Source organism: Kribbella sp. NPDC023972, from assembly GCF_040639075.1.
GTDB lineage: Bacteria > Actinomycetota > Actinomycetes > Propionibacteriales > Kribbellaceae > Kribbella.
In genome coordinates, this window is the sequence record NZ_JBEZZH010000001.1 from 103,830 (window position 1) to 123,682 (window position 19,853).

Below are 19,853 nucleotides of genomic sequence, written 5' to 3' on the forward strand. Positions count from 1 at the left end.
CGCCGATCAGGGAGGGTCAACGATCACAGCCCTGGTCCGAGAGCGTGTCGCGACCCTGACCTCAATCGTTACCTGCCGTGCCTTGTACCAGACCGTTCAAATCTGCCTCGACCGAGCGGTCCAGTGGTCAGCTCTTGTCGAAGTCCTCGGGCGTCACCTGGTCGAGGAACTCGCGGAACCGCTCGACCTCCTCTTCCTCCTCCACCTCGTCGGTGCCGGCCGCCTCACTGTCCGGAACCGGGATACCGGCCTCGGCCAGGATCTCCTCGGTGCAGAACACCGGGGTGCCGGTGCGCAGCGCCAGTGCGATCGAGTCCGACGGGCGTGCCGAGATCTCGGTCTTGTCGTCGAACACCAGGATCGCCTCGAACACGCCGTCGGTCAGGTTCACGATCCGGACCTGGCTGAGGGTGTGCCCGAGCACCCGGATGGTCTCGGCGAAGAGGTCGTGCGTCAGCGGCCTGGGCGGCTCCATCCCCTGCTGGGCGAAAGCGATCGCACTCGCCTCGGCCGCACCGATCCAGATCGGCAGGTACCGCTCGCCCCCGACCTCCCGGAGCAGCACGATCGGCTGACTCGAGGGCATCTCAACCCGGACTCCGACCACGTCGACTTCGCGCACACCTTCAGCCTACTCCGACGCCCAGCCGCGAGCAGTCCCACGGGTGCGCCCAACTCGGTGGGCATCCCCTCAACTCGGACGTCCCCCCAAGATTCCGAGGGCACACCCCCGATCCAAGGGGTCATCCCCTCAACTCGGTGGTTGCCCACTAAGAATCCGAGGGGGCAACCCCCGACCCGAGGGGTTATCCCTGCGGATTGGGGGTTTGCGGGTGGGTCAACGAGGCAGACGGGAGCGGACCAGGGCGGCGTGCAGGCGGACGGCCAGGGCGGCGAGTTCCTCGGTCTTCTCGGTACGGCGGGGGCCGGTGACCTGCTCGATCAGGCCTGCCTCGCGGTCGGCCGCAGTACGGAACAGGCGCAGGTGGCGCGGCTCGATGCCGTACCGCGCGAACTCGCCGGCCAGCTTGGCGACCAGGATCGCGTCCCCGTCGTAGTGGTTGCCGCGGGCCACCACCAGTCCGTGGTTCTCCAACTGGTCGAGCAGGTCGGCCGGGATGTCCGCAGCGGCCCGCAGCTCCTCCCGGGTCAGCTTGAGCTCGGTGCCGTAGGCACCGAAGTCCTCGGCGGACGGCAGACCGGGGGTCTCCGGGACCGAACTCGGCGCGACCGGCGGGCCGCTCGCCGACGGCTGCAGGCCGCGATCCATCGCGGCCAGGTGCTCCTTGATGACCCGCAGCGGCAGGTACTGGTCACGTTGCGCGGTCAGCACATAACGCAACCGCTCCACGTCCGCGGCGCTGAACTTGCGGTAGCCCGATGCGGTGCGGGCCGGCGTCACCAGCCCCTCGGCCTCGAGGAAGCGGATCTTGGAGATGGTGACGTCGGCGAACTCGGCCTGCAGCAGCTGCAGCACCGCACCGATGCCGCGACCTTCCGCGGACGGCTCAGGCTTGGCCACTGGCGTAGTACACCAGCCGGTACTTGCCGATCTGGACCTCGTCCCCATTGTTGAGCTGGACCTCGTCGATCCGGTCACGGTTCACGTAGGTGCCGTTCAGGCTGCCCACGTCGCGGACCTTGACGCCGTACGCGTCCCGGCGGAACTCCGCGTGCCGGCGCGACACGGTCACGTCGTCGAGGAAGATGTCGCTGTCCGGGTGCCGGCCGGCGGTCACCACGTCGACGTCGAGCAGGAACCGGCTGCCCGCGTTCGGCCCGCGCTGGACGATCAGCAGGGCGGACCCGGCCGGCAGGGCGCCGACCGCTGCCTCGTCGGCCGCCGACAGCGGCTCACCGGTGCCGGCGGGCTCCGGCTCGGCACCGATCGGGGTGAGCATCGCGGTGTCGGTGACACCGGGCGTCGCCGGGGTTGCCGTCGTGCGGTCCGCGCCAGGGAGCATCGCTCCGCACTGCGAGCAGAACCGGCTGCCCTCGGAGTTCTCGTGCCCGCACTGGTTGCAGAACGGCATGCTGTGATCCTCCCGATCGCCGGCGGTCCGGCGACGTTTTCAATAGACCCCGTATGACAAGTGTGGACTCGGAAACGCGAACCTCAACCCTCTACCAGCGGTTGAGGTCCGGCCAACCTATCAGTTCGTTCCAGGCCGGCTCCGCCCGGTCCGCACGCTGCGTACCCGGCCGGTTCCGGCCTGCTCGGCTCAGCTCTGGTCGAGCTGGCCCTGGTACGTCTCGGCGTCCATCAACGCATCGACCTCCTCGGCGTCCTCGACCTCGATGTCGAGCAGCCAGCCCTCGCCGTACGGGTCGGTGTTGACCAGGTCCGGCTGGTCGGCCAGGGACTCGTTCACCGCGGTCACGGTGCCGTTGACCGGCGCGAACAGGTCGCTCACGCTCTTGGTCGACTCCAGCTCGCCGCAGGCGTCGCCGGCCCGCACTTTGCTGCCGACCTCGGGCAGCTGCACGTACACGATGTCGCCGAGCGCGTCCTGCGCGAAGTCGGTGATGCCGACCCGCACCGGTCCGTCGCCGCCGGCCTTCACCCACTCGTGCTCGGGCGTGTACTTCAGGTCTTCGGGGTACACCTTCGTCCTCTTTCGCTCAAGGCACCGCTACTTGGTCGGGCTGGCTTACTTGGTCGGGCTGGGCGCCGGGCGAGCGTAACGATGCTCCTCGGGCACGTGCAAGGCGGTGATCTGGACCAGCGGCAGCTCGTTCACCTCGGCCGTTCCGCCCACCTGCGGGCCGGTCACCTCACTGACCAGACCGCCCGGGAAGTTGGCCGCCTCGGACAGGTTGTGCGACTCCCCGATGGCTTCGATCACGTACGGCGAGTTGACCTTCTGGCCGTCGATCCGGATCCCCGGCGCGTCGTCGACGAAATCGGTACTGGCGACCACCCGGACCGAGCCGTTGATCTGGATCGCCTCGGCACCGGCGTCGCGCAGTTCCTCGATCGCGTCCAGCAGGTTGCTCGAGCTCATCTTGCTCTCGGGGTCGTTCAGCGTGATCCGCACCCCCGGGCCCTGCGCGGGCAGGGTGCCGGCCAGGATGCCGAGCACCCGGATCTGCGCCTCGGCCTGCTCGCGGGCGGTCTGCGCCTTGTCCGCGCTGGACGACAGCGAGTTCTTCCGCTCCTCCAGCTCGGTGATCTCGCTCTCCAGCCGGCGGGTGTTCTGGCCCAGGCCGTCCAGGATGGCGATCAGGTCCTCGCGGCGGGCGTTCTGGTAGCCGTCGTCGGCCCGGTTCACCCGGACCTGGACGACCGCCATACACGCGACCAGCGCAAGCACCACGGCCACGATCGCCTGACCGCGGGACGGCTTGAAGCCTGCCTTCAGCCGCCGCAACGCCAGGTTCGGCGTCCGCGGTTGCTTCGGCGCCGGCATCGGCGTCGGCTCGTCCGGATGTGGCGCCTCGGCCGCGGGCGTCGTACCGGGCTTGGGGTCCGGGGTGGGGTCTGGTTTGTCGTCGCTCATGTCAGGCCCTGAAGACGTGCCGGCGGATCGCGGCCATGTTGGTGAAGATGCGGATGCCCAGGACGACGACCACGCCCGTGGACAGCTGGGAGCCGACGCCGAGCTGGTCGCCCAGGTAGACGATCAGCGCGGCGATCAGCACGTTGGAGATGAACGAGACGACGAACACCTTGTCGTCGAAGATCCCGTCCAGGAACGCACGCAGCGCGCCGAACACCGCGTCGAGCGCCGCCACCACCGCGATCGGCAGGTACGGCTGAGCCCACTCCGGTACGTCGGGCGCGACCAGCAAGCCGATCACGACCCCGATCACCAGTCCGAGTACGGCGATCATCTCGGTCCACTCACCTTCGCGTAGCGCAACGCGATGGTCGCATCGGCGGGCACCAGCAAGGATTCCTCCGTCGTGATCGTCATCCGGACATCGAAGTTGCTGACCAGGTACTGCACCCACTGACCGCCCGAGCTCTGGGCGAACCGGGCCGGCAAGGTCGCGGTGTCCCCGATCGCGAGCACCGTGTACGGCGGCGTCAGCGAGCTGTAGTCGACCGTGATCGCACTGCCGGCGCCACGGATCGCGGTCATCGAGGTGAGCCGGTGACCGTTCACCGAGATCGCCTCCGCGCCGGCCGTCCACAGGCCGTTGACCAGCTGCTGCAGGTCGACGTCCAGCAGGCGGCCTTCCTTGTCCGCGTCCTTCGCGTCGTCGACCACGGCCTTGATCCCCGGGCCGGTGACGGCGATCGCACCGGTCTGCAGCTCCAGCGCGTCCAGCTGCTGCTGCAAGGCGGCACCCGAACTGGTGTTGCTCAGTCCGCTGGCCTGCAATCGCCGTACCTCGTCGGCCAACTGGGTCTGCTGGGTGCGCATCCCGTCCAGCCGGGTCTCGGCCTGGTTGATGCGGGTGATCAGCTCCTTGCGCTGCTTCTCCGCCTCGGGCGCGGCTCGGTAGTTCTGTGAGGCCGCGACGGCGAGCAGGAAGCCGAGCACCACAGTGGCCGCGACGAGCATGACGCGGTGCCGGGTCCGGGCCGGTTTGCCGTCCTGTTTCGGTCGGGTCCGGGCGGCGACGGCGTACCCCTCGTCGAGCGGGTGGGCCATCAGGTTGTTCAGCAGCGACATGGAGGCGTCGACACGCCGCGGCTTGGGTGGGGCCTGCTGAGTCACGGTCTACCCGGCCGGGTCGTTGATCGGCTTCACCGTCTGGACCAGGTGGCGCAACTGGGCGAAGTACAGCGCGCCGGCCCAGTAGTACAGCCCGGTGCCCCAGATCGCGAACGCCCAGCCGAACACCCGCGCGAGCAGGTTGAGGGTGCTGTCGCCGTCACCGAGCAGAAGCAGCGGGAACGCGTACAGCAGGCAGAACGTGGCGGACTTGCCGAGGAAGTGCACCGGCAGCGCGTTGAAGCCGCGGCGGTGCAGGGCGGGCAGGGTGAAGGTCAGCAGCAGGTCGCGCAACGGCAGCGCGATCGCCAGCCACCACGGGATGATGTCGCGCAGCGCCAGGCCGAGCACGGTGGCGAAGATGTAGAGCCGGTCCGCGACCGGGTCGAGCATCTGGCCGAGCCGGGTGGTCTGGTTCATCCGCCGGGCGATCTGGCCGTCGGCCCAGTCGGTGAAGCCGGACACGGCCAGGACCAGGATGGCCCAGCCGTCCTCCTCCGGACCGAGAATCAGCCACAGGAACAGTGGCACCCCCAGCAACCGGAGGAAGCTGAGCGCGTTCGGGATCGTCAGTACCCGGTCGGACACTTCCAAGTCCGGCACGCGACCCCTCCCTCTCTCACCCTGATTCCCGTCGTAACTCTACTTGGGCACGCCGACAGGTTTACGCCCGGCCACTCCCGGGAAGCCCCGGCCTTCCCCTGATACCTGAACGCCCCCGCTCGGATCCCGCTACGCCCGCTGCGAACCGGTGACCCGATCGATATCCAAGGGTGATGCTGAAGCCGTCTTACCCTGATCTGAACGGGAGGAGTGCAGGTGAAGTTCCTGGTCCTGATCTACGGCAATCCGGAGTCCCGGAAGGTGTGGGACTCGCTGAGTGACGAGCAGAAACGCGAGGGGATGGCCGGCTATGCCGGCTTGCACGAGGCACTGGCCGCCAGTGGGGAGCTGGTCGCGTCGGAGTCGCTCGACGACCCCGAGCGCACCAAGCAGGTGCGGATCCAGGGCGGCCAGGTGATGACGACGGACGGGCCGTTCGCCGAGGTGAAGGAGCAACTGGCCGGGTTCTACCTGCTCGACTGCGACAGCATGGAGCGTGCGATCGAGATCGTGCCGCAGATCCCGGAGGCGCCGTTCAGCATCGTCGAGATCCGCCCGGTCCGGGACCTCGGTGCGCTGATGTGATGATCGAGGAGCTGCTGCGCGAGCTCGCTCCCCAGGTGCTCGCCCCGCTGGTCCGCCGGTACGGCGACTTCGACGCGTGCGAGGACGCCGTACAGGAGGCTCTGCTGGCGGCGTCACAGCAGTGGCCGGTGGACGGCGTACCGGACAATCCGCGGAGCTGGCTGATCACAGTCGCGTCGCGGCGGCGGATCGAAGTGCTGCGAAGCGACGTTGCGCGGGCGCGGCGGGAGGCGGCGGTGGCTGCCGACGTTGTCCCGGAGCCGGCGCCGTCGGTCGATGACTCGCTGACCCTGCTGATGCTCTGCTGTCATCCGGCGCTGACGCCGCAGTCGCAGGTCGCGCTGACGCTGCGGGCGGTCGGCGGGCTGACCACGAGCGAGATCGCGCGGGCCTTTCTGGTGCCAGAGGCAACGATCGGGCAGCGGATCAGCCGGGCCAAGGCGAAGCTGCACGGTGCCCGGTTCGCCCTGCCACCCGCTTCCGAGCAACCTGAGCGACTGGCCGCCGTACTGCATGTGCTCTATCTCATCTTCAACGAGGGGTACACCGCGTCGTCCGGTTCGTCGCTGCACCGGGTCGAGCTGAGCGCGGAGGCGATCCGGCTGACCCGACAGCTCCGGGAGCAGTTGCCGGCCGAGGGTGAGGTCGCCGGGCTGCTGGCCTTGATGCTGCTGACGGACGCGCGGCGGCCGGCCCGTACGACGGCCGACGGCGCGCTGGTGCCGTTGCCGGAGCAGGACCGGTCGCGGTGGGACGCCGAGGCGATTGCCGAGGGCACCGAGCTGATCGAGTCGACGTTGCGCACGGCACCGGTCGGGCCCTATCAGTTGCAGGCCGCCATCGCCGCCGTCCACGATCAGGCGCGCCGGGCCGAGGACACCGACTGGCGGCAGATCCTGATGTTGTACGAACTGCTGGAGTCGACCGCGCCCGGCCCGATGGTGACCCTCAACCGCATCGTCGCCGTCGCCATGGTCCACGGCCCGGCCCGCGGACTCGCACTCCTCGACGACGTCGACCCGGCGTTGAAGGACCACCACCGACTGGCCGCCGTACGCGCCCACCTACTGGAACTGTCCGGCGACCTCTCCGCCGCCCGTGCCGCCTACGACCAGGCGGCCCGCCTCACCGCCAGCGTTCCAGAGCAGCGCTACCTACGATCCCGCGCCAACGCCCTCTGAGCTCGTTCAGCTCGCCCACTCGGTGGAGTGCTGGACGAAGTACTCCGGCTCGCTATGGACCGGGATCACGCAGAGGAGGTGGCCGCCTGGGGCGCGGAGGGTGTGGCAGCCCTGCCAGCTCGACACCTCGACCGCACCGAGTCCGACGAGCCGTGCGACCTCGGCGGCGACGTCATCGGTCTCGATGTCCAGGTGGTACCGCGGCTCGTCGTCGACCGCTTGCACCGCCGTGACGTAGCCAGGCACCGCGTCCTCGAGCACGGTGAACTGTGGCTCTCCGGGCGGCGTGGACGTCTTCACACCGAGCGCGCTCGCCCAGAACTCAGCCGCCCGGTCCGCCTCGTCCCGTCGTACGTCGATCAGAAAAGTAGACACCCGGCTCCTGTGCATGCGATCAAACTATCCGCCGATCCGTCAGAATCGACCAGTGCAAACTCCTGAGGCGTCGTACGACGCTTTGACCGATCGCGTCGCGTCTCTGTACGAGCAGGGTGCCCACGAGCAGGCGCTCGCCGTACTCGACGATGCCGACGACACCCTCCTCCCCTGGGTGGCTGAGCTGACCCACCTGCGTGCCTGTCTGCTCGCCGTACTCGGCCGACCGGAAGCTGCCCTCGCCGCACTCCAGTCCGCCGCCAGCACCGGCTCCTGGTGGGACGAGTCCCTCCTCACCGGAGACGACGACTTGGCCACCCTGCAGGATCTTCCAGGCTTCGCAGACCTCCTCAAGCTGTCCCGCACGCACCGCGATGCAGACCTGTCGTCACGCCCGGCGAGTGCTGAGCCGGTTGTTCGGCTGCCGAGCGGTGAGGTGCGCGGAGTGGTGGTTGCTTTGCACGGTGCCGGTCAGCGGGCGACTCATGCGGCGCGCGACTGGGCGAGTGTGACGTCGCTCGGCTACGCGCTCGTGTGCGTGGAGTCGTCGCAGCTGATGTCTCCCATGTACCGCACCTGGCCGGACCCATCGCGCTCTCGGGACGACATCGCTCAAGGGCTCGCCCACCTGCGGTTCGAACTGCATTCCCTGCCTCTCGTCGCAGCAGGCTTCTCCGCAGGCGGTCGGGTCGCACTCGACTGGGCTCTGAGGGCTCAACCGCGGCGTGCCGACGGCGTCGTCGTACTGGCTCCGGCAATCCGCCAGCTGCCCGCCGAGGCTGTCGGTGCACTGGAGCCTGCGGTGGTGTTGATGGGGACGGACGACAACCTGCGTGACGTTGTCGAGGAGGCTGGTGAGCAGTTGCGCGGCCTCGGAGTCGCGGTGGAGTGGTTGCCGGGTGTGGGCCACGAGTTCCCGGCGGACTTCGCGGATCAGCTCGAGCGCGTGTTGTTCCGGAAGTAGAGCGTCCGGAACGCGGGTTAGCCTTCCGCTCATGAGTGCGATGACGCCGATCGAGGCGGAGCAGCTGACCGTCGTACCCGCGAACGAGGCGTCGTGGGCGGACCTCCAGGCGGTCTTCGGTACGGCCGACGCGGGGCATTGCCAGTGCCAGCGGTTCAAGATCCGCGGCTGGATCTGGCGCGACTCGACCCAGGACGAACGCACCGCGATGCTGCAGGACCAGACCGCGTGCGGCGACCCTTCCGCGACGACCACCAGCGGCTTGGTCGGGTACGTCGACGGCACACCTTCCGGCTGGGTCGCGGTCGAGCCGCGGACGGCGTACCCGAAGCTCTGCACCTCGCGTATCCCGTGGACCGGCCGGACCGAGGACAAGGACGACGAGGGCGTCTGGGCGGTCACCTGCATGGTCGTCCGCAAAGGCTTCCGCGGCCGCGGCCTGACCTATCTGCTCGCCCGCGCCACCATCGATCACGCCTGTTCCCGGGGTGCCCGCGCCCTCGAGGCGTATCCGATGGTCACCCAGCCCGGCAAACAGATCACCTGGGGCGAACTCCACGTCGGACCGCACCAAGCGTTCGAAGAGGCCGGCTTCAAAGAGGTCACCCGGCCCACCGTCCGCCGAACTGTCATGCGCATCGACTTCTAGCCTGCGGAACCTCCGCCTGGGGCCAGCCTGTCTATACGGTGAGGGCTACCGGGGAGAGCAGGTGGGCGTGGGCAGGGACGAGGACTTCAGCGAGTACGTCGCAGCGCGCTGGCCCAGCCTGGTGCGCTCCGCGGTGCTCCTGGGTTGCTCACCCGCCGAGGCTGAGGACCTCGTCCAGACTGCGCTCGAACGGTGCCTGCTGAAGTGGCGCAAGGTCCAGGCGGCCGACGACCGGGATGCCTACGTTCACCGGATTCTGATCAACACCTTCGTCTCGGGACGTCGCCGACGCTGGACAGGCGAGAAACCGACGGAGACCCTGCCCGAGCACACGGACATCGACCACACCGCCGGCATCGACGACACCGACGCCGTCATGCGTGCCCTCGACCGACTACCCAGCGACCAGCGCACCGCGGTGGTACTGCGGTACTACGCGCACCTGAGCGAACAACAGATGGCAACCGTCCTCGACGTCGCCACCGGCACCGTCAAGAGCCGTCTCTCCAGAGCCGTGAAAGCCCTGGCCCAGGACCCGAACCTGGCCGAACTGCGGGGAACCCGATGATCGAATCCAAACTGACCGACCTCCTCGAACGGGCCGCCGACCACACCACCCCCGGACCACCACCGATCGACGCGATGTACGCCGGCGCCGGCCGCCGACGTCGCCGCCGCACCGTGGCGCTGTGCGCATCCGCAGCCTTCGCCGTCCTGGCCGCGACCGGCGGAACCGCCCTGCTCGTGAATACGCGCCCGGCCCCGGAGGACGCTGCACCGCCCATCGCTTCCACCAGTCCGGGCGTACCCACCGACCTGCGCCTAGTAGGCATCGGGCACGTCGCCGTCTCCGTACCCAAGGACTGGGGCACCAACCAGCAACACTGCTTCACACCGACAATGGACACGGTTCTCATCGACGTTGGCGCCGTTGACCTCTGCTTGATCGATCGTCCGCGCGGAGTCGAGAGTCTGTACATGGCGCAAGGTAAGCCGTCCCAGGACTTCCGGTCCGATGAGACGATCGAGGTCGACGGTGTCCGCGCCGAACGTCAGCGGACGAAATGTGTCCCGGGCGGCCCCGGAGAGGCCGACCTGTGCCGTGGCATGGTGTTCCTCCCGTCCCTCGACGTGTCGTTCCGGGCCGAGTCGTCCACCAACGCCGACGAGGTCGACCGCATGCTCGAACGCATCTCGATCGTCCCGGACCGCGTCGGCGTACCGCCGTTCCAGTGGATGTGGAGCCCGCGCGACGGAACCTCAGGTGAGAGGTACGCCGCCGCCCTCCGCAAACTCGGGCTGGTCCCCAAGATCCGAACCATCAAATCCCCCGGCTACACCCCCGGCGAGCTCCTGGCCATCTCCCCCGCCGCAGGCACCATGCTTCCGCCTGGATCAACAGTCACCCTCACTGTCGGCGCTCGCTGATCTCGCCTCGCGGTCACCGGGACTCCAATAGGGTGAGGTCGCGGGTGGCGAAGCGGTGGTGTTCGCATTCCTCCTCCATGAGCACGGCCAGGCATTCGGCCACTGGGCGTTCTCCCTCGGGGTAGCCGGGGGCGGGCGATCGCAGGCACGGGCGGCCGAGGTCCGCGTCGGTCAGGCCGTCCAGCACCCGGCGCACCACCGCGACCCGGTCCGCGCGAGCTTCGAGGACCTCGGCGTACGACGGTTTCGCGTCGAGGTCCATGCCTAGCGCAGCGGCATCGGCCGGATCGTAAGCGGTCTGCGGCAGGGCCAGCGGGTGGAACGGACGCTCCTGGTCGAGGATCGTGCGCCTCACCCAGGAGTCGGTGATGAAGATGAGGTGGCGCATTGTCTCGACGTACGACCACTCGTCGTCGACTCGTTCGTGCCGGACGGGTTCCGGCAGCCGCTCGGCGCGGGCGGTCAGCTCGGACCACAGCCGTTCGATGGTGGTCCACATCGCCCGGAAGCCGTCGGCGTCCTGGATGTTCCGCAGTTGCACCCGCTCGGGATGGCGGCGGTCGAGCTCGGCTTCGACGTACCCGGTGACGTCGATCCCGTTGACGACCAGGTTGCTGACATACCCCGAGATGTCGAGGTCGACCAAACATCCGTCGACGATCTTTGCCCGAGTCAGGTCACAGTCGACGAACCGCGCACCCCGCAGATCGTTCACCATGAATGTCGCCCCACGAAACCGGTCATTCGCCCCGTCGTCGTGATACCCCGCCGACCACCGATGCGGCCCAAACTGCGCTACGTCATTCACCGCGCCATTCTCACCCCCACCACCGACACTCAGGTACTCGCGGCCGACAGGTGGCGACGAGATTTCGACGCGCTGGTCAGTAGACTCCTGCCTGAAATTGTACGTCACCGGTTGGAATGGTGACGGGAGTGCCGGTGTTGTGGGTGGTAATTCGGACACGACACAGGAGGCGGCAATGAGTACTGGCGATGTGAAGCGTGATTTCAAGCTCGAGGCTGTGGTGATTCCGGTCGCGGACGTCGACCGGGCGAAAGCGTTCTACGAGAAGCTGGCCTGGCGGCTCGACGCGGACTTCGCGTTCGACAACGGGTTCCGGGTGGTTCAGTTCACGCCGCCGGGCTCACCATCGTCGGTGCAGTTCGGCACGAACATCACCTCGGCGGCGCCGGGCTCGGCCCAGGGGCTGTACCTGATCGTGTCCGACATCGAGGCCGCGCGCAGCGAGCTCGCCGCTCGCGGGGTCGAGGTCAGTGAGGCGTTCCATCCGGCGACACCGGGCGCCCAGTTCCAGGCCGACCAGAGCGGTCGCATCGGCGGGCCGGCGGACGAACGCTCCAGCTACGGTTCGTTCGCGACGTTCAGCGACCCGGACGGCAACGGCTGGCTGCTGCAGGAGGTCACGACCCGCCTGCCCGGCCGCGTCGACCCCGCTGAGACGTCGTACAGCTCGGTGGACGATCTTCGACAGGCCTTGCAGCGTGCCGCGGCCGCCCACGGCGAGCACGAGAAGCGCAATGGCGGCCAGTACGACGAGAACTGGCCCGAGTGGTACGCGACCTACATGGTCGCCGAACGGACCGGCCAGCCACTCCCGGAGTGACCAGTCGCATCCAGGTCTTCGCGATCATGCATTGACACGAGCTCGCGGGACGCACCTGGGGGCGTATGGATGCCCACAGTGCCGCTGGACCTCGCTTCTCTGCACTAACTCGGCGGTGGCTAAGCGCCCCCGAGCCGTGAAGCCGCACGGCTGCCGGTCTGGGCTGCTATGGGCGGGTGTGGAGGAATCGGGCCAGCGGAGCGTCGTCCCATATCTGAGCCTCGATGTACCGCTCGGGAGCTCGGCTTCCGTCCGGATTCCACGCCTGCGGCAGACCGTGGTCGTCGATCAGCCGGAAGATCTCGTCCTTCGTGTAGACCTGGCCCCGGTACGGTTTCCCGTCGCCGTACCGCATCGTCGGAAACAGATCGCCGTAGGTGAAGCTGATCACTTGCGTGTCGAGCTCGTCGATACCAAGCGTCAGTTCGCGGCCGTCGCGGTACCACTCCACGATCCATTCGCAGGCGCCGAGCGTCATGTAGTGCGGGCGGGCTCTGACAGGCTCACCGCCCTTGCGAATGAACAGCTCCCGCGCCCGGCTTTCCAGCTGTCTCCGGATGGTCAGGTAATCGTCGGTCCGGCGGCTGGCGAAGACGTCACCCCGCTCCTTGAGCCTGCGTTGGACCGCCTCGGCCTCCTCCACCGGCAGATCCGAGAGGTTCCTGAATGGCCCGCATTCGTGCTCGTAGTAGTGGTGCAGGGTCCAGGTCCTCGGTGTGCCGCCGTCCACCCGCCGAACCTTACGGGCCGCCAACCACGAGATGGCCAAGTGGTGCAGTCAACAGAGCGGATGAACTTAGGCCTGCACTTGCCCGGCCCCTCACCGCCATGCCCGATCGACCTGGGCGCGACATGGCCGAACCTGCTAGCTCTTGCTTGCCCGGTTGCTGGTCATCATGACTCGGCGGCGGGCAGGCGGCGGTGCCGGGCAGGTGGCTTCGGCACAGGCGGCGGGCAGGGAACTTCGGCGCAGGTGGCACTGGCGTGCGGCTTCGGCGCAGGCGGCGGTGGCCGGCGGTGGCTTCGGGGCAGGCGGTGGCCGGCTGGTGGCAGGCGGCGGTGGCGGGCGGTGGCTTCAGCGCAGGCGGTTGGTGGCGGGCAGGCGGCTTCGGCGTAGGTGGTGGTCGGACTGTGCGTTGGGCACGGGTCGAGGCGCGCGGCGGGTGGTTGCCCGGCAGTACAGCAGTAGTCGTGGCGAGTGGTTGCCGTCGTCCATCGACGCGGCGACCAACTCGCCCAACAGCAGCGTCGCCGCGGGTGGTTGCCGGCGCTACAGCAGCAGTTAGCACCCACGACAGGTCCACTGTCCCCCGTTAGTCGTAGGTGGCTTCGGCTTGCCAGGTTGTTTGGTGGAGGGTGAAGAGCCAGGCTCGGGTGTCGGCGGTGGTGAATTGGAAGCGGGCGCGGCGGGACTCGGCGCGCGGGTCCCACCAGCGTTCGTCGACGAGCCAAGGGCCGGCCCAGGCGGTGATCGGGTGAAGCTTGTTGCTGTCGGCAACTTGTGGGCCAGGGTCGAGGCGGAAAGCGGTGGGGGTGCCGGAGAGGGCGCCGCGGGCGCTGACCGAGACCTCGGTGCCGTCCTCGGCGAGGACCTGGGCGGGAAGTGGGGTGGGGAAGATGGTGGTGGGCGCGAGGGTGGGCCAGCGGTTTGGGTCGGTGGAAGTGATCGAGCCCGGCCACGGCTGATCCGCGGGATGGGCCGGCACCGGGCGGTCACCCCACGGGACCAGGGTCTGTCGCTCGGCGAATCCGCGACCGCCACCGATCACCACCGACGCGACGGCACCATGGCCGAGCATGCTCTGGACCCGCGACAGCGCCCGGTGGATCCGCTCGTCCGGACCGCCTCCCCACAATCCGTCGACATGGGCGCCAACCGGGTCGACCTGTTCCGGAATGAGACGGAGCCGTACGACGGGTGACGTCAGCTCGGTCGTCGCCGTACCGCTTCCCTGCAACTGCCAGCGGACCCGATCCACCACGTCTGCCGCGGTGAACCAGCGCGGATGCAACCACTCCCGCTCGTGGATCCGGCCGGACTCGGTGCCGGCCTCGACTCGCAGCGTCGTACAGACCAGGCCGAGCTCGGTCAACCGGGCGATCAGGTCGTCGGCGACTGAACGGACCGCGAAGGCGACCTGGTCGACGCGGTCCACCGCCGGCTCGAAGTCGAGGACGCGGATGAGCTCCGGCGGGACCTCGCGGCCGACCACCGGACGATCGTCGGACCCGCAGGCGAGCCGGTGGGCGAAAGCGCCGTCGGGGCCGAATCGGGTCAGCACCTCGGTAGGAGACAAGCCCGCGAACGCACCGAGCGACCGCAGCCCCAGCCGGCGGAGCAGGTCGGTGAGCGTCGGTTGCTCGAGCGTGTCGACACTGAACGGCGCCAGGAACTCCGCCGACTCCCCCGGCGGGACCACCAGGATCCGCGTCGCAGCCGAGCTCGACCTCGCCGCCTGCTCGGCGGCGAACGGGCCGTCGGCGATCCCCACCCGGCTCCCCGGTACGTCGAACGTCTCGAGCCGGTCGAGCAGTTTCTCCGCCGCCGCGGACTCGCTGCCGTAGAACCGGGTCGGGCCGCGCGCCTTCAACGCGCACATGCCGGGGCGGATCACCTGGATGCCGGGGACGAGCGCCTCCAGGCAGCCGATCACCGGGTCGAACGAGCGGGCGTCGATCACCGGGTCGTACTTCAGTACGACGAGCTCCGGGCAGCGTGACTGCGCGTCCCGGGCGCGCAGACCACGACGCACTCCTTCAGCCCGGGCCGCGGCGGAGGTGGCGAGCACCCTGCCCTTCTCCAGTACGGCGATGGGCTCGTCCGGTGATCGCCCGGCCGCCACCGCGGCCGCCGTCACCGGCCAGTCCGGCACCCAGATCACCATCGTGCGAGTCGGTCCACGACCACTCATCAGCCCACCGCCTCGTCCTGCCAGCGCGGAGCCTCCTCGCCCAGCGGATCGACCGAGCGACGCGAATCCACCGAACGACGTGGATCAACCGAACGACGTGGATCGGCCGAGCGGAGTGGATCGGCCGACTCGACCGACCGGATGGCGCCGTCCGGCCCAGGGAGCCAGAGCTGGTGCTTCCGTTGGCGTACGGCGGCTCGCCTGCCAGTCATCACGACCGTCGCCTGTCGCGCGGCCAGCAGTCCCTCGCCGGATCCCAAGCCGGTCCAGGTATTGCTCTCCACCTCCAGCCGCGCCTCGCTCCCCGGCCAGGAGCCGACCGCGATCAACACCGCACCTCGGGTCCGCAGGCGCGCGGCGAGCCGGGACGCCTCCCCTGGTGTCACCTCACCCGGCGGACGGACGACCACCACGGTCAGAGCGTCGACCAGTGCGGCGACGACGTTGAGCCAGTCGTGCTCCGGATCCGGCACCAGAACCAGGCGGTCGAGATCCACACCGAGCCCTCGCGCCGCCTCCGCCCCGAACGTCGGCAACCCGACCACCCCACACCACGCGCCCTCCGCGGACGGGCCGGCCATCATCGCCATCACCAGGGCGGACGAACCGCGGACGGAGTACGCCGAACCGCCGCGCAGACCTGGCCCGGCCAGCAACTCGGAGATCGCCGGCAGGGTGGGCAGCACCCGATCCACACTCGCCGTGTCCAACGCCTGCTGCACTCGCGTCTCGGTAGTCCGCGGCGCCGGCACCACCTGCCGTAACCTCACCGGCTCGGCGGTCTCGTCCAGCTCCTGGACCTGGGCAGCCTTCTGGGCCTTGGCCCGGGCGAGCAGCATCCGCGCCTGGTCCAGCGCCGTGACCGGTGGTCGCGCTCGATCTACCGCAGAAGTCCCCGTCATGAATCCATGTTCGAACACCTGTTCGAACATGTCAATGCGGTCGTCCACAGCCCGCCGAGATACTAAAGTCACGGTATGCGACGGGTCGATCATCCGCGGCTGATCGCCGCGCTGCGCCGGGTCGAGGACAGTATCGACGAAGCCTGGCGGGAGTTCTGCGCCGAGTCCGGGATCACCCCCGGTACGGCGGACGAGCGCGAACTGGCCGAGGTCGTCCTGCAGGACACCTCCGAGTTCGACTGGCGGGTCGTGGACGGCGCGCTCAAGCAGCTGACCTGTCCGGACTGCGGCTCAGGTCTCGGTGCCGGCCCGGCCGGTTGTGCGAGTTGCGACCAGGCCAACGGCTTCCGGTTCGCCGCTCGCGAGGTCGACCGGCCCGACGTACCACCTGGCAACGAGCACGCCATCCGCGTCTCCTCCGCAGTGGCCCGGACCAGGCACCGGTACTCACCACGAGCCCGCGCCGGCTATGAGCTCTATCTCCCGGATCTACTCGAAGGCGCGCTCCCGACGACCCCAGAGGCACAGCGCGGCAAGGCCATCATCAACGAGCTCTCCGACGACGAGCTGGAGCAGCTCCTCACTCCAGCCGACCTGCAACCGAAGGACGCCTGATGGACGAGCTGTACGCCGAGGTCGTCCAGCACCACGACGACCTCGCCAACTGGCTGAGTGGCCAGGCTGGTCCAGACCTGCTCGAGACGTTCAGGAATGCGCACCGCCCGGACTTCACCCTGGTGACGATCGACGGCGCCCACCTTGACCTCAGAGCCCTGATGACCTCGCTGGCCGATGCGCACAACGCCGTACCCGGGCTGCAGATCAGCATCGAGGAGTTCGAGGTGCTACTCAGCACCGCCGACGTGGCCGTGTGCAGGTTCATCGAGCGCCACTCACCCGGCGCACTGCGCCGGGTGACCGCCGTACTCACGCCAGAGCCGCAGGCCCGGTACGGCGTCCGGTGGCTGAGTGTGCACGAGACCCGGGTGGGCTGAGCGAACGTAGGGTGGAGCCATGCCGAGGACTATTGCCACCAACACCAAGGTCGACCTGGACGGGCTGCTGGAGTTCGTCCGGCCGCGCCACCACATGCTGCTGATCACCACTCGGGCGGACGGTACGCCGCAAGCGTCGCCAGTGTCGGGTGGTGTCGACAACGAGGGCCGCATCGTCATCTCGTCGTACCCCGAGCGGGCCAAGAGCACCAACGTGGAGCGGGACCCGCGGACCAGCGTCGTGGTGCTGTCGGACGAGTGGAACGGCCCATGGGTGCAGGTGGACGGCAGTGGCGAAGTGATCCAGCTGCCGGAGGCGGTGGAGCCCCTGGTGGAGTACTACCGGTCAATCTCCGGTGAGCACCCGAACTGGGACGAGTACCGCGAGGCCATGCGGACGCAGGGTAAGTGCCTGATCCGCATCACCCCGGAGCGCTGGGGTCCATTGGCGACAGGTGGGTTCCCGGCTCGCCTGGCCGACTGAGTGCGCACTGCGCTCGTAGTACACGCGCACCCCGATGACGAGGTGTTCGCCACCGGTGCCGCTACCGCGGTGCTGAGTGATGCTGGCTGGCACGTCGTACTGCGTGTTGCCACGCAAGGAATCGGTGACGCAGCGAACAAGTTGCAAGCGTCCTGCGACTTGCTGGGGATCGACGAGTGGGACTGGCTGAGCACCAAGGACCGCTGGGTTGACGATGGTGGGCGAGCTGGGCCGAACAGCCTGGCGAGTGCTTCGCCAGACGATGAAGTCGCGAGGGCCATCCGCGAGGTCTCGCCACAGTTGGTGCTCACTGTGGGCAGAGACGGACTCACCGGGCACCCCGACCACATCGCCATCTCACAAGCCGTGCAGCAGCAGCCGTGCTACGCGTTGGGAGCGCGGCTGCGAGCACACGATGTGCAGGCGGGCCACGACTACCTCCAGCAACTGCTGCCCGGTGAGCAAGTCGGGTCAGGACTCGTGACCGGGTGCACCACTCCCCTGCAGGAGATTTCCGGTGCACCAGATATCGCCGCACGACGTACAAGAGCTTTGGATCAGTACTACGACGGCCTCGGTACGACGCCGATCCAAGAGCTCCTCACGACGTACGGCAGACGCGGTGACGCCCTGCTGCTTCGGTCGGTGTTCGAGGTGAGTGGCTGGGGTGTGGATCGGTTCGAGGTGCTCAGCTCTTCTGGTAGCGGCGTTCCATCGTTTCCGTGATGCGCCGCATCGCGCCTTCGAGGTGCTCGCGCAGCGCGGCTTCCGCACCGGCTTCGTCGTGGGCGACACAGGCGTCGAGGATCGCCTGGTGCTCACGCCGCGTCTGCTCGATCCGCGCCTTGGTCTGACGGGAGCCGAACCGGTAGCGCTCGCTGTTCTGCCACACGGGCTCGATCGCGCGCGGCAGCCAGCGCGAGCCGCCGGCCCGGTAGATGGCGAAGTGGAACTCGGTGTGCGCCTGCCGGGAGGCGATGTTGTCGCCGGCCTTGGAGAGCCGGACGTGCTCGGCCAGTGCGGCTTTGGCCAAGGTGGCGTCGGCGTCGGTGAAGCGGGTCGCGGCCGCGCGGACGGCGAGGGACTCCAACGCCAGCCGGGTTTCGTGAGTGTCGCGCAAATCCTCCATCGACAGCTCGCGGACCCACGCGCCCTTGTGCGGGACGATCTCGACCAGTCCGAGTGCCTGCATCCGCCGCAGCCCTTCGCGAATCGGCATCTGGCTCATGTCCAGCCGCTTGGCGAGTTCCTCGAGCCGGAGCGCCGTACCACTGGGGAGCTCACCGGACAGGATGAGTTCGTGCAGTTCGGCGGCAGCCTCCTCGGCGAGAGTACGACGGCCGGTCGGTCCCCCGGGCGTGAGCTCGAGTCGTCGGGTCATAGGGTGCGGGCTGCCTCTCTCCTCCATGCACAACTCTGGGAGGTAACCGTAGCGGGCAGCAGGTGATCTGGGGCACTCCGACAACAGATTGCCTAGCGGAGATGTGCGGACCACCGATTGGTCTAGTCCGGCAGCGCACAACAGGCAGGCCGCTAGAACGCCGTCAGGTCGACGAAAACCCTGCGATCGGGACCTACTCGATCGAGCGCGTCACCGATCCGATGGGCAGGCAACACCTCGACGTCCGGCCGCACCTGCACAGGCGTTATGTCTGCCAGCGCTTGGCTGACGGCACCGGGCTCGATGACCGTTCGCTGCAGGTTCACCGGCAACACTCGCAGGTCCCGGCCGATCAGCTGATGCAGGTCGATGGTGGTGAATTCACCAGCCTTGTAGCCCAGTACTGCGACCCGCCCGCCCGGAGTGATGTGTCCGAGCACCCCACTGGTCACTGGACCGCCCACAGTGTCGATCGCCGCGTCACACCAGGGCAGTTCGCGGCCGACCTGACCCAGCTCGTCCACCCGTACGATTTGATCGACCAGCGGGGCGGCCGCGTCCACAGGTTCACCGAGCCACGCCAACCCGATCACCTTCTTGGCCCCGGCTGCTCGCGCCGCTGCGGCACTCAGACGACCGACCAGGCTGGTGATCCCGGTGATCACGACAGTCTCTCCGTCCAGTACGCCGGCAACGCGGCGTACCGCTGTATGGGCCATCAGTGCGGGCGTTAGCAGCGCGAGAGCGACACCAGGATCCAGTGCGGCTGGCGAAGGATGTACGGCGGCATCCGGCACGACGGCGTACTGACCCCACAAGCCTGGACCGGTCACACCCACGCCCTCGCCACGGATCACCACAGGCGTTCCGGCCTCGAGGACCGATGACGCGACCACGACGCCGGCACCCTCGGATCCAGGGACGAAGGGTTGCGTGGGCTGTTTGCCAGCCAGCACCGACCGGTCGGCCTGCGTGACTGCGGCCAGCCGCATCTCGACCAGCGTCTCTCCCGGACCGGTGACCAGCTCGACCTTCTCGGTCTTCAACTGCTCACCAGGCCCATGACTGCGCAGCACACTGGCCCGCGCGCTCATAGCTGTCC

26 protein-coding genes are annotated in these 19,853 nt (G+C 68.6%); 11 read left to right on the top strand and 15 right to left on the bottom strand.

Annotated elements, in window-relative coordinates:
• Positions 1 to 127: 127 nt before the first annotated feature.
• From AB0F43_RS00450 to AB0F43_RS00485, 8 genes are all read right to left on the bottom strand, one after another.
• The gene (locus AB0F43_RS00450; RefSeq protein WP_360468647.1) at positions 128 to 622 is read right to left on the bottom strand and encodes a bifunctional nuclease family protein; all 495 of its coding nucleotides are present in this window, start codon (positions 620 to 622) and stop codon (positions 128 to 130) included.
• A 216-nt stretch (positions 623 to 838) separates the two neighbouring features.
• Entirely contained in the window at positions 839 to 1,522 is a 684-nt protein-coding gene (locus AB0F43_RS00455) for a MerR family transcriptional regulator (RefSeq protein ID WP_360468649.1), read from the bottom strand.
• Positions 1,509 to 2,033 carry an FHA domain-containing protein gene (locus tag AB0F43_RS00460; RefSeq protein WP_360468651.1) on the bottom strand — a complete coding sequence of 175 codons (525 nt, stop codon included), beginning with the start codon at positions 2,031 to 2,033 and terminating at the stop codon, positions 1,509 to 1,511. Before AB0F43_RS00460 ends, AB0F43_RS00455 begins: the two co-directional genes overlap by 14 nt.
• Positions 2,034 to 2,222: 189 nt before the next feature.
• The gene (gene gcvH, locus AB0F43_RS00465; RefSeq protein WP_360468653.1) at positions 2,223 to 2,606 is read right to left on the bottom strand and encodes a glycine cleavage system protein GcvH; all 384 of its coding nucleotides are present in this window, start codon (positions 2,604 to 2,606) and stop codon (positions 2,223 to 2,225) included.
• A gap of 45 nt (positions 2,607 to 2,651) precedes the next feature.
• Positions 2,652 to 3,500 carry a DUF881 domain-containing protein gene (locus tag AB0F43_RS00470; RefSeq protein WP_360468655.1) on the bottom strand — a complete coding sequence of 283 codons (849 nt, stop codon included), beginning with the start codon at positions 3,498 to 3,500 and terminating at the stop codon, positions 2,652 to 2,654.
• Between the two features lies 1 nt (position 3,501).
• Positions 3,502 to 3,834: a small basic family protein gene (locus tag AB0F43_RS00475; protein ID WP_132211858.1), complete on the bottom strand. Its 333-nt coding sequence runs from the start codon at positions 3,832 to 3,834 to the stop codon at positions 3,502 to 3,504.
• A complete protein-coding gene (locus AB0F43_RS00480) occupies positions 3,831 to 4,667 on the bottom strand; it encodes a DUF881 domain-containing protein (protein WP_360468656.1) in 837 nt (278 codons plus the stop codon). Before AB0F43_RS00480 ends, AB0F43_RS00475 begins: the two co-directional genes overlap by 4 nt.
• A gap of 3 nt (positions 4,668 to 4,670) precedes the next feature.
• On the bottom strand, positions 4,671 to 5,267 hold the full coding sequence (locus AB0F43_RS00485) for a CDP-alcohol phosphatidyltransferase family protein (RefSeq protein WP_360468658.1): 597 nt from the start codon (positions 5,265 to 5,267) through the stop codon (positions 4,671 to 4,673).
• A gap of 216 nt (positions 5,268 to 5,483) precedes the next feature.
• Here AB0F43_RS00485 and AB0F43_RS00490 point away from each other — a divergent pair, with 216 nt between their 5' ends.
• Both AB0F43_RS00490 and AB0F43_RS00495 read left to right on the top strand, forming a co-directional pair.
• The gene (locus AB0F43_RS00490; RefSeq protein WP_360468660.1) at positions 5,484 to 5,852 is read left to right on the top strand and encodes a YciI family protein; all 369 of its coding nucleotides are present in this window, start codon (positions 5,484 to 5,486) and stop codon (positions 5,850 to 5,852) included.
• Positions 5,852 to 7,033: a DUF6596 domain-containing protein gene (locus AB0F43_RS00495; protein ID WP_360468662.1), complete on the top strand. Its 1,182-nt coding sequence runs from the start codon at positions 5,852 to 5,854 to the stop codon at positions 7,031 to 7,033. Before AB0F43_RS00490 ends, AB0F43_RS00495 begins: the two co-directional genes overlap by 1 nt.
• Before the next feature lie 6 nt (positions 7,034 to 7,039).
• Here the strand turns inward: AB0F43_RS00495 and AB0F43_RS00500 are convergent, their stop codons facing one another.
• Positions 7,040 to 7,408: a VOC family protein gene (locus AB0F43_RS00500; RefSeq protein ID WP_360468664.1), complete on the bottom strand. Its 369-nt coding sequence runs from the start codon at positions 7,406 to 7,408 to the stop codon at positions 7,040 to 7,042.
• Between the two features lie 52 nt (positions 7,409 to 7,460).
• Here AB0F43_RS00500 and AB0F43_RS00505 point away from each other — a divergent pair, with 52 nt between their 5' ends.
• The 4 genes from AB0F43_RS00505 (at position 7,461) to AB0F43_RS00520 (ending at position 10,449) form a co-directional block, all read left to right on the top strand.
• The gene (locus AB0F43_RS00505) at positions 7,461 to 8,372 is read left to right on the top strand and encodes an alpha/beta hydrolase (RefSeq protein WP_360468666.1); all 912 of its coding nucleotides are present in this window, start codon (positions 7,461 to 7,463) and stop codon (positions 8,370 to 8,372) included.
• 31 nt (positions 8,373 to 8,403) lie between these two features.
• Positions 8,404 to 9,021, top strand: coding sequence for a GNAT family N-acetyltransferase (locus AB0F43_RS00510; RefSeq protein ID WP_360468668.1), 618 nt, complete (start codon positions 8,404 to 8,406; stop codon positions 9,019 to 9,021).
• A gap of 61 nt (positions 9,022 to 9,082) precedes the next feature.
• Positions 9,083 to 9,589: a SigE family RNA polymerase sigma factor gene (locus AB0F43_RS00515; protein WP_360468670.1), complete on the top strand. Its 507-nt coding sequence runs from the start codon at positions 9,083 to 9,085 to the stop codon at positions 9,587 to 9,589.
• Positions 9,586 to 10,449 carry a PASTA domain-containing protein gene (locus AB0F43_RS00520; protein ID WP_360468671.1) on the top strand — a complete coding sequence of 288 codons (864 nt, stop codon included), beginning with the start codon at positions 9,586 to 9,588 and terminating at the stop codon, positions 10,447 to 10,449. The genes AB0F43_RS00515 and AB0F43_RS00520 overlap by 4 nt, the downstream gene beginning before the upstream one ends.
• Before the next feature lie 13 nt (positions 10,450 to 10,462).
• Here AB0F43_RS00520 and AB0F43_RS00525 read toward each other — a convergent pair whose 3' ends face one another.
• Entirely contained in the window at positions 10,463 to 11,167 is a 705-nt protein-coding gene (locus AB0F43_RS00525) for a DinB family protein (protein ID WP_360468673.1), read from the bottom strand.
• A gap of 265 nt (positions 11,168 to 11,432) precedes the next feature.
• Between AB0F43_RS00525 and AB0F43_RS00530 the strand changes: the two genes are divergently transcribed.
• A complete protein-coding gene (locus AB0F43_RS00530) occupies positions 11,433 to 12,077 on the top strand; it encodes a VOC family protein (protein WP_360468675.1) in 645 nt (214 codons plus the stop codon).
• 166 nt (positions 12,078 to 12,243) lie between these two features.
• On the opposite strand, the gene AB0F43_RS00535 is transcribed toward AB0F43_RS00530, so the two are convergent.
• The 3 genes from AB0F43_RS00535 to AB0F43_RS00545 all read right to left on the bottom strand — a co-directional run bounded on the left by AB0F43_RS00535 (position 12,244) and on the right by AB0F43_RS00545 (position 15,891).
• Positions 12,244 to 12,807 (bottom strand): hypothetical protein, encoded by a 564-nt coding sequence (locus tag AB0F43_RS00535; RefSeq protein WP_360468677.1) that lies wholly within the window; start codon positions 12,805 to 12,807, stop codon positions 12,244 to 12,246.
• A gap of 583 nt (positions 12,808 to 13,390) precedes the next feature.
• Positions 13,391 to 14,989 (bottom strand): DNA polymerase Y family protein, encoded by a 1,599-nt coding sequence (locus AB0F43_RS00540; protein WP_360468679.1) that lies wholly within the window; start codon positions 14,987 to 14,989, stop codon positions 13,391 to 13,393.
• Entirely contained in the window at positions 14,989 to 15,891 is a 903-nt protein-coding gene (locus AB0F43_RS00545) for a hypothetical protein (RefSeq protein ID WP_360468681.1), read from the bottom strand. Before AB0F43_RS00545 ends, AB0F43_RS00540 begins: the two co-directional genes overlap by 1 nt.
• Positions 15,892 to 15,966: 75 nt before the next feature.
• Between AB0F43_RS00545 and AB0F43_RS00550 the strand changes: the two genes are divergently transcribed.
• The 4 genes from AB0F43_RS00550 to AB0F43_RS00565 are packed head-to-tail and all read left to right on the top strand — an operon-like array spanning position 15,967 to position 18,096.
• Positions 15,967 to 16,506 carry a hypothetical protein gene (locus tag AB0F43_RS00550; RefSeq protein WP_360468682.1) on the top strand — a complete coding sequence of 180 codons (540 nt, stop codon included), beginning with the start codon at positions 15,967 to 15,969 and terminating at the stop codon, positions 16,504 to 16,506.
• A complete protein-coding gene (locus tag AB0F43_RS00555) occupies positions 16,506 to 16,886 on the top strand; it encodes a hypothetical protein (RefSeq protein ID WP_360468684.1) in 381 nt (126 codons plus the stop codon). The genes AB0F43_RS00550 and AB0F43_RS00555 overlap by 1 nt, the downstream gene beginning before the upstream one ends.
• A gap of 19 nt (positions 16,887 to 16,905) precedes the next feature.
• Positions 16,906 to 17,370, top strand: coding sequence for a PPOX class F420-dependent oxidoreductase (locus tag AB0F43_RS00560; protein WP_360468686.1), 465 nt, complete (start codon positions 16,906 to 16,908; stop codon positions 17,368 to 17,370).
• Positions 17,371 to 18,096, top strand: a complete 726-nt coding sequence (locus AB0F43_RS00565) for a PIG-L family deacetylase (protein WP_360468688.1) — start codon at positions 17,371 to 17,373, stop codon at positions 18,094 to 18,096. It abuts the gene before it with no gap.
• Here AB0F43_RS00565 and AB0F43_RS00570 read toward each other — a convergent pair.
• On the bottom strand, positions 18,059 to 18,751 hold the full coding sequence (locus AB0F43_RS00570; RefSeq protein ID WP_360468690.1) for a GntR family transcriptional regulator: 693 nt from the start codon (positions 18,749 to 18,751) through the stop codon (positions 18,059 to 18,061). The genes AB0F43_RS00565 and AB0F43_RS00570 overlap by 38 nt on opposite strands.
• 152 nt (positions 18,752 to 18,903) lie before the next feature.
• Positions 18,904 to 19,845 carry a zinc-binding alcohol dehydrogenase family protein gene (locus AB0F43_RS00575; protein ID WP_360468691.1) on the bottom strand — a complete coding sequence of 314 codons (942 nt, stop codon included), beginning with the start codon at positions 19,843 to 19,845 and terminating at the stop codon, positions 18,904 to 18,906.
• Positions 19,846 to 19,853: the final 8 nt, after the last annotated feature.